The organism is Alcanivorax sp. 1008, from assembly GCF_020667895.1.
In the GTDB taxonomy this organism is placed as follows: domain Bacteria; phylum Pseudomonadota; class Gammaproteobacteria; order Pseudomonadales; family Alcanivoracaceae; genus PGZG01.
The window spans coordinates 1-7,259 of record NZ_JAFMPS010000042.1; the positions used below are offsets into that span (position 1 = coordinate 1).

A 7,259-nucleotide genomic window follows, 5' to 3' on the forward strand; every position below is an offset into this window, starting at 1 on the left:
CCATCGACAAGCCGATGATGCTGATTATCGGAGATGGCGACTTTGCCGCACCAAATGGCATCCCTGAGGCCGAAGCGGCATTTCTGGCTCAGGGTGGAGTCACCACGCGGGCGATCGTCAACGACCCTGGCTACAGTCGTCCGAACTGGGTGTTCACCTGGAGCGGGCTGCAACGCAAGGGGCGTCATCACCACCAGCGGTTTACAGCCGGAGACCGGATTCTGGAAACCATTCGTCACAGCGGCAGCACCATACCGTTGTTTGGTCACTGTCACGCAGCGAATGACTACAACAGCTGGATTGTCTGCTACGCCAATATGGAAACCGGCCGCAAGCTGATAGATTTCTTTATCCAGAATCCCAGATAAAGACACAGGTCGTTTTATGAACCAGACCAGCCCAGCTGGTGCGCTCGTATGGCCTTATGTACCCCAGGTCAGCACGGAAGCGATGCAGATTTATCGCGCCTCGGATGTCATTGATCTACATATTGAGGCTTTCATCTGGACGCGCATACTGGGCTACAACCTGTCCAGGAAACACGGCAGCGGCCTGCTTAATGGCCGCTTCTACTCCCAGACCGATTTCCCCCGTGTGCGCGAAGCGCATATTACCGGTGCGGTGTGGAGCATCAGCACCAACCCGCTGCGACGGCGCCACAAACATACCCCGGTGCTGCTGAAGAATCTGGCTCGCTTGCGTAAGGTCATTGCCGCAGACCCTGAACAGGTGGCGCTGGTTACCGACTTCGCCGGTTATCAGAACGCTAAAAGTGCCGGCAAGCACGCCTGCTGGCTCGGTATTCAGGGCGGTAATGCTCTGGATAGCGGCCCGAATGATTTGGATCTGGTGCCCGACAACTGCATTTCCCGCATCACGCTGATGCACATGACCAACTCCAGTATCGGCCACACCAGCTCACCGCTGAGCGGCTCCAGCGATCAAGGTCTGAAACCGTTCGGCAAGGAGTTCGTCGCACAGATGAATGCCAAACGGGTACTCGTGGATCTGGCCCATATCAACCGCAAGGGCTTCTGGGATGCGCTGGATGTGCACGATTCTTCACAGCCTGCCATCGTCTCCCACACTGGTGTGTGTGGTGTGTATGACAACTGGCGCAATATTGATGATGCGCAGATCAAGGCCATCGCAAACACGGGCGGCGTCATTGGTATCATCTTCCAGAGCGGCTTTCTCGGCGATCACTGGAATGCCGGCAGCGCTGAAAGCATCGTCCGCCACATGGAGCATGTCATTCGTGTGGCCGGTGAGGATTACGTGTCACTGGGCAGTGACTGGGACGGCATGATTGTGACGCCACGGGATATGAAAACCGCGCTTGAGCTGCCCTTGCTGGTGGAGATCATGCTGCGCCGCAACTGGACGCCGGAACAGATACAGAAAACCCTGGGCGGCAATTACCTGCGTGTCATGAAAATGATTCGTCCGGGCGGCTAACGATATCCCCGCCAGCTGAATAACCGGTGCAGCCCTGCACTCATACCTTATGCTGAAATTGCATCCTTGAGCCGTTTTGCCAAATCTGGCCGGCCCCGCCTTTGGCAGGATTCCCCCCGAACCTGCATCGCATGTCTCAATAAAAACTGCATAACAACAAAAAGGAAATCACCCATGCGCAGCCGTTTTTTGCTGTCTGCACTGCTCACTGCCAGCACCAGTCTGGCCACTCTGGCGCCGGCCCATGCCGCCCTGGGTGACCGTCTCACCCGCAGCACTAGCAACCCGGCGCTCACCGACTGGGCTCCACAGGGTCCGCGGATCGCCTCCGGCGAGGAAATGAATAACCCGGTGCTGCCGTCACTGGATCGCTTCTACACCATCCATGGAGGCGTGCGCTCCACCGATGAAGTGCCGATCGTCTTTGCGCCGGTGTTCGAACAAACCTGGAACGCCGAGAGCAACGCCTTTGTCACCGAGAGTCCGGCGTTTGGTGCCGATGGCAGCAGTTGGTTCATGCCGGCGGTGCCCACCACCAATGCCGATGGCAGCAAGAACCTGATGATCAAGCTGTCACCGCAGGGCCAGCGTCGTTTTACCGTTACCGACCGGCAACTGGGCAGCACCTACTTTGGCAGCACCGCATTGCCGGCCACCTATGGCAGCGGCAGCGCCACGCTGGTCCTGCGTGATCCGGCTAGCGGCCGCGACGTGGGCTACGGGGCGTCATTCACTCGTGCCTGGGCGGTGGATGACACCGGGCGGCTGATCTGGAGCACACCTACCCGCCCTGCGTCCATTACCGCCGCTCTGGCAACAAATGATGGCGCGCAATTGGCCGGAGAGCTGGACAAACCGCACCGCACCTTCGGTATCACCTATCATCCGGCGGCGGATGCTGTGGTGGTGGCGGATATCAGTGGTGACCTGATGGCCTTTGACCGTGCTACCGGAAAGCAAATCGGCGCGCTGGTCATGCCGGGCTCGCCGGCCACCGGCGGCGATAACGTGCTCTCTGGCGGCAATCTGCCGCCAGAGCTGACCAGCCGGGTGCTTGATTCGCTGTTTGGCCTGCTGGGCCAGACCATGCGAGAAAGTGGCATTGAGTTCGACGAGTCGCTCGGCATTACCCCCATATTGGCGGTGCTTGGCGGCGGCGCGGTGATCGGCAATCAGATCAGCGTCGACCCCAACAGCCAGGCCCTTTGGGTGGCCTCCACCGATCTTGATGAGAACGACAGCAATCCCGGCGACGGTCTGTCCGAAAAAGGCGCGCTGTACCGTATCGACCTGCAGCGCAGCGGTGACCAGTTGGCGTTCAATATTGTCTGCAAGGCGCTCTTTGATGGTGGCACCACCTCCACCCCGGCGGTCAGTGCCGATGGTGAGCGCGTCTATACCACCGACAACTTCGGCGCGGCCCTGGCCTTCAACCGTCAGTGCCAGGAAGTCTGGCGAGTGGACGTGGGCGAAGCGGCGGTAGCTTCATTGGCGGTGTCCTCTGAAGTGGGCGCCGAGATCTACTACCCCACCCTCACCACCATCTACAAAATCCAGGAAAACAGCCGCCGTGATGGCGCCGAGGTGATCTGGCAGGCGGATCTCGACCGCAGCTTCCGCACGGGCCTGGCGCGCACGGCCGCGGACACCATCCTGCAGGGCGCTCGTCGCGTGCTGGAAGCGCGGCTTGGCACGGAGCTGCCCGGTCCACTGGTGGAGATCCGCGCCTTCAATCTGGATCTGGCCACCATTGCCCAGAATGGCGTCATGATCCATTCCGGTTACGGTCTGGTGCTGAACCTGAACGGCTTCAAGCTGGGCCTGCCGCTGGCACTGAACAACGGTTTGTATGATCGGGGCACGGGCGCCTGGATTAACGCTACGCCGGCGTTGGAAGAAAACATCGGCGCCATGTACACGGCACCGGACGGCACCATCATCATGGGTAGCTCGCCGCTGCGCCGCGCTATTCTCCGCACACTGGTGAAGACGCCGGACTTCCTGCTGCCAGATCTGTCGCCTACTCTGGATGCCATCGTCGATGCCATGGTCAACCAGGTGGTGAGACCGCTTGAGGGTGGTGTGACCAAATACGGTGTCACCCGGCGCTTCGACCTGATCGCCCGTGATGCGTCCTGCCAGGCGGAAAAGCGCATCCACAACGCTAACCGCTACCGACTGGTGTCGGCATCGACGGGCCTTGATGCGGAGATACGCGACACACAGCGGCTGATCCGCCAGGCCCGCGAAGGACTGGCCGATGCACGCAGCCGCTGGGAAATAGGCTACTGGCAGGCCTGGCTGATCAGCAGCTCCCTCAACGGTGCTGAATCGGCGTTGAATAGGGGCTGGTTGTCTACCGCCGGCAAACGGCTGGGCGATGCCTGCGCCCGACTGCGCTGATGGCAGGGAACGGTTTGCGCGATTGTCCCGCGCAGACCGTTTCCCCCGAGCCGTGGCCGCGTTAGCGTTATTGGCAACTGGCCTATGTATCGACAGCTCCGGGCGCTAACACCATGACCCGATCAGTACACGGCAATGTGGTGATGAACAACCTCGCTGCCCTACGACAGTACCTGCTGCGTCATGACCTGATGGACAAGCTGCCGGCAATACTCGCCGCCATTGAAGTGGCCCCGCCGTCGGCCAATGGACGCATCTGCCTGGAGTCCAACTCGCGCAACATCCGTCGCGTGGCGGAGATCCTCGGCGACCCCTGTCTGGGTTTGGAGTTGATCGCCAGCCTGGCAGATTCCAATCTGGCTTTGCTCGATACCATCGACGCTCAGCTGGGCGCTGGCCACCAGCCCATGCGCCAACACCCACTGATGGTGATCCGGCTGCTAGAGCGCTACATGCATATTCATTCCGAAGTGGCCGATCTGCACTGTCAGGTGACCCGCGACCATTACCGGCTGACAGTAGAACCGTTCTCAGAGATTGTCAGTCACCACCAAACCGATGGCGTCCTGATTACAGTGCATCGTGCCTTCATCCGTCTGGTAAAGGAAAAGCCGGTGGCCCTGCGACTGACCCAGTCGGGCAATGAGGAAACCGGAAGACGCTATCAGGAGCACTTTGGTGTCACTCCGGAATTCGAGTCGCCACATAACGAGCTGGTATATAAAAATACCAGTCGAGCGGTGGCGGAGGTGAGTGATTATCTGGCCACCGTCACCAGCAATGAGCAGGCGCTTTTTGAGCAGTTTCCCCAGCTGAGCTTTAGTGAGCGCTGCCGAGGCGCCATCAGGCTGCTGCTAACCCTGGGCGAACCCCGGCGCGAACACCTGTGCCATATTTTTTCCACCAGCCTCCCCACCCTGAAACGTCGTCTGCAGGCGGAGGGCACTAGCTACGCTGCCCTGGTTCGTGACGTGCGTATGGTGCTGGCCGTGCACTATGCTCGTGATGATGCCCTGTCGGTGACTGAAACGGCACTGTTGCTGGGTTATCAGGATGTCCACCAGTACTCCCGAGCCTTCAAAAACTGGTTTGGACATGCCCCGACAGAGCATGCGGAGTCGGTTTAATTGATCTCTTTGTTAGGGGCCCCGACTATTCGCGTTCCTCGATTCTTGCACATTGCCTGAAATATTGACCGGTAGGTTTGCCATATCGAATCGGCAAACAGCCTTCGGCCAACAGGAGTAATTTGTGAGAACGTCATCGAATACGCTGCAGCTGCCATTTTTTTTCGCCATGACCCTGCTCGGTGCCTGTGGGGGTGGCAGCGGAAGCAACGCAGGCGATAACTCGGCGCAGAGGAACCTGCAGATTGTTATGGATTCGGCCCCGGCAGCGGTGACAGATCTGCGCTATGCACACTTTTCTTTCAGTGCTGCGGATGCCAGTGGCTATGAGTGTGCGATCGATGGTGCGGACTTCTCGCCATGTGAATCGCCGATGTTCGATCCGGCTCTGTCAGTCGGCAATCACACCTTTCGTGTTCGAGCCTCAAGCGCCTGGGAAGAAACTGGCGAGACACTTGTTTTCAGCTGGACAGTGTCGGATGTGCTGATTGATGGTCATGATGATCTTGTTGCCACCAATGTCTCGCCCAGCCCGGTGGACCCGCAAGGCTGGCGAGGCATCTTCCGGATCAATTGCGATTTTGCCCACAGCAGTTACGACGATCCGATTGTATTTCCGGGCCAACCGGGCGCCGCTCATTTGCACCGCTTCTATGGCAATACGCTGGTCGATGCGCACACCACGATGACGTCACTCTACACACAGGGGGAATCAAGCTGTCAGGGCAATCTGCTCAACCTCAGCTCCTATTGGATGCCGGCGTTGCTGGCCCCGGTGTATCACCAGATCACCGGCGAGCGCCTGCTGGATGACCAGGGTGAGCCGGCCTGGCAGGTGGTGGCGGCGGTGGTGGGAAATGATGACGTGGCTCACGAGGTGTTCTATTACTCGGCGGGAGTGGATGATCTGGACAGTATCCAACCGATCCCGCCGGGGCTGAGGATGATTGCCGGCGACCCGGGCACCGGGCCTGGAGAGGCTCAGGATACGGCCATCGCCCGCTGGCATTGCCAGACCTGGGAGTCCGACGATGCCACCAACCCGCTGTTCAGCGCTTCGATTCCGCAGTGCGAAGAGCCCGACCGAGTGCGGCTGGACCTGTTTTTCCCCAGCTGCTGGGATGGCGAGAACCTGGATTCGGCCGACCATCGCAGCCATATGGCCTACCCGGTTAACGAGGACGGCCCGGAAGGCAGCCACTGCCCGGACAGTCATCCGGTGCCAGTGGTTAGGGTCAGCTATCATCTCGCGTTCGGCGTTAAACCGGAGTTTACCCACCCGCTGGAGCGCACCAGTGCTGGCTGGCGGCTGGCGTCGGACATGTACGAGGTCAGCGATCTCCAGCCCGGTGGCCTGTCACTACACGGCGACTGGTTCAATGCCTGGCACCCAACCATCATGGAGGCGCTTCTGGATAACTGCATCAAGCAGGCACTGGATTGCCATGACGGCAATCTGGCCAACGGCCTGCGCCTGTCCGGTACTCGCCCGGGAACCCAGACCGAGCCGGCGGTGATCAATGGGGGCATGGGTCACTGATCTGGCGGGGCCGTCAGAACGCTTCGAGCACCCGGTTAAGGTGGCGGATGCCCAGAGCCGAACACCTTATATTACTGTCCTCCGGGGTAAGTAAATGCTTGCTCCGGAGGGATGCCAGGGTGGCGGATAGGGTGTCCAGCGCCAGCCCGGTACGGGCCTCGAACAGGCTGGCCGGGGCGCCCTCGATCAGCCGCAGGGTGTTGAGAAAGTACTCCATCGGCAGCTCGTCCGGTTCCAGCCAGCGCTGCTGCCGGGTGCGCTTGTCGCCGGCCAGGTAGTGCTCTGGTAGCCGGGTTTTCTGGTAACGCTGGATACGGCCATCGGCATCGGTGAGCTTGCCGTGGGCGCCGGCGCCGATGCCCAGATAGTCACCGAATTGCCAGTAATTGAGGTTATGGCGGCAGCGTCTGCCCGGTTGGGCAAAGGCGGAGATCTCGTAGCGTTGGAAACCGTGCTGACCCAGCAGGGCGAAACCGGCCTCCTCGGTATCAGCCATCTCGTCGCTGTCGGGCTGCACCGGCGGGTTGCTGTAAAAGGCGGTGTTCGGCTCGATGGTCAGCTCGTACCAGCTCAGATGAGTCGGACCAAGCGCGATGGCCTGCTTCAGATCATCTAATGCCTGTGCCCTGCTCTGCCCCGGCAAACCATGCATCAGATCAAGATTGAAGTTATCGAAGCCCGCCCGACGGGCTGATTCGGCGGCGTGAATCGCTTCATCCTTACCGTGAATA

At 60.0% G+C, this 7,259-nt stretch carries 6 protein-coding genes; 5 read left to right on the forward strand and 1 reads right to left on the reverse strand.

Annotated features, from left to right (window positions below):
• The 5 genes from J1C54_RS15810 to J1C54_RS15830 form a co-directional block, all read left to right on the forward strand.
• On the forward strand, nt 1-368 hold a 368-nt coding region (locus J1C54_RS15810), incomplete at its 5' end, for a hypothetical protein (protein ID WP_229149822.1).
• Nucleotides 369-384: 16 nt separating this feature from the next.
• Nucleotides 385-1,458, forward strand: a complete 1,074-nt coding sequence (locus J1C54_RS15815) for a dipeptidase (protein WP_229149823.1) — start codon at nt 385-387, stop codon at nt 1,456-1,458.
• 174 nt (nt 1,459-1,632) lie between these two features.
• Nucleotides 1,633-3,861 (forward strand): hypothetical protein, encoded by a 2,229-nt coding sequence (locus J1C54_RS15820; RefSeq protein WP_229149824.1) that lies wholly within the window; start codon nt 1,633-1,635, stop codon nt 3,859-3,861.
• Between the two features lie 113 nt (nt 3,862-3,974).
• On the forward strand, nt 3,975-4,988 hold the full coding sequence (locus J1C54_RS15825; RefSeq protein WP_229149825.1) for an AraC family transcriptional regulator: 1,014 nt from the start codon (nt 3,975-3,977) through the stop codon (nt 4,986-4,988).
• Nucleotides 4,989-5,112: 124 nt separating this feature from the next.
• The gene (locus tag J1C54_RS15830; RefSeq protein ID WP_229149827.1) at nt 5,113-6,528 is read left to right on the forward strand and encodes a DUF1996 domain-containing protein; all 1,416 of its coding nucleotides are present in this window, start codon (nt 5,113-5,115) and stop codon (nt 6,526-6,528) included.
• Nucleotides 6,529-6,541: 13 nt separating this feature from the next.
• Here the strand turns inward: J1C54_RS15830 and J1C54_RS15835 are convergent.
• A partial coding sequence (locus J1C54_RS15835; RefSeq protein WP_370635688.1) for a coproporphyrinogen-III oxidase family protein occupies nt 6,542-7,259 on the reverse strand: 718 nt, incomplete at its 5' end.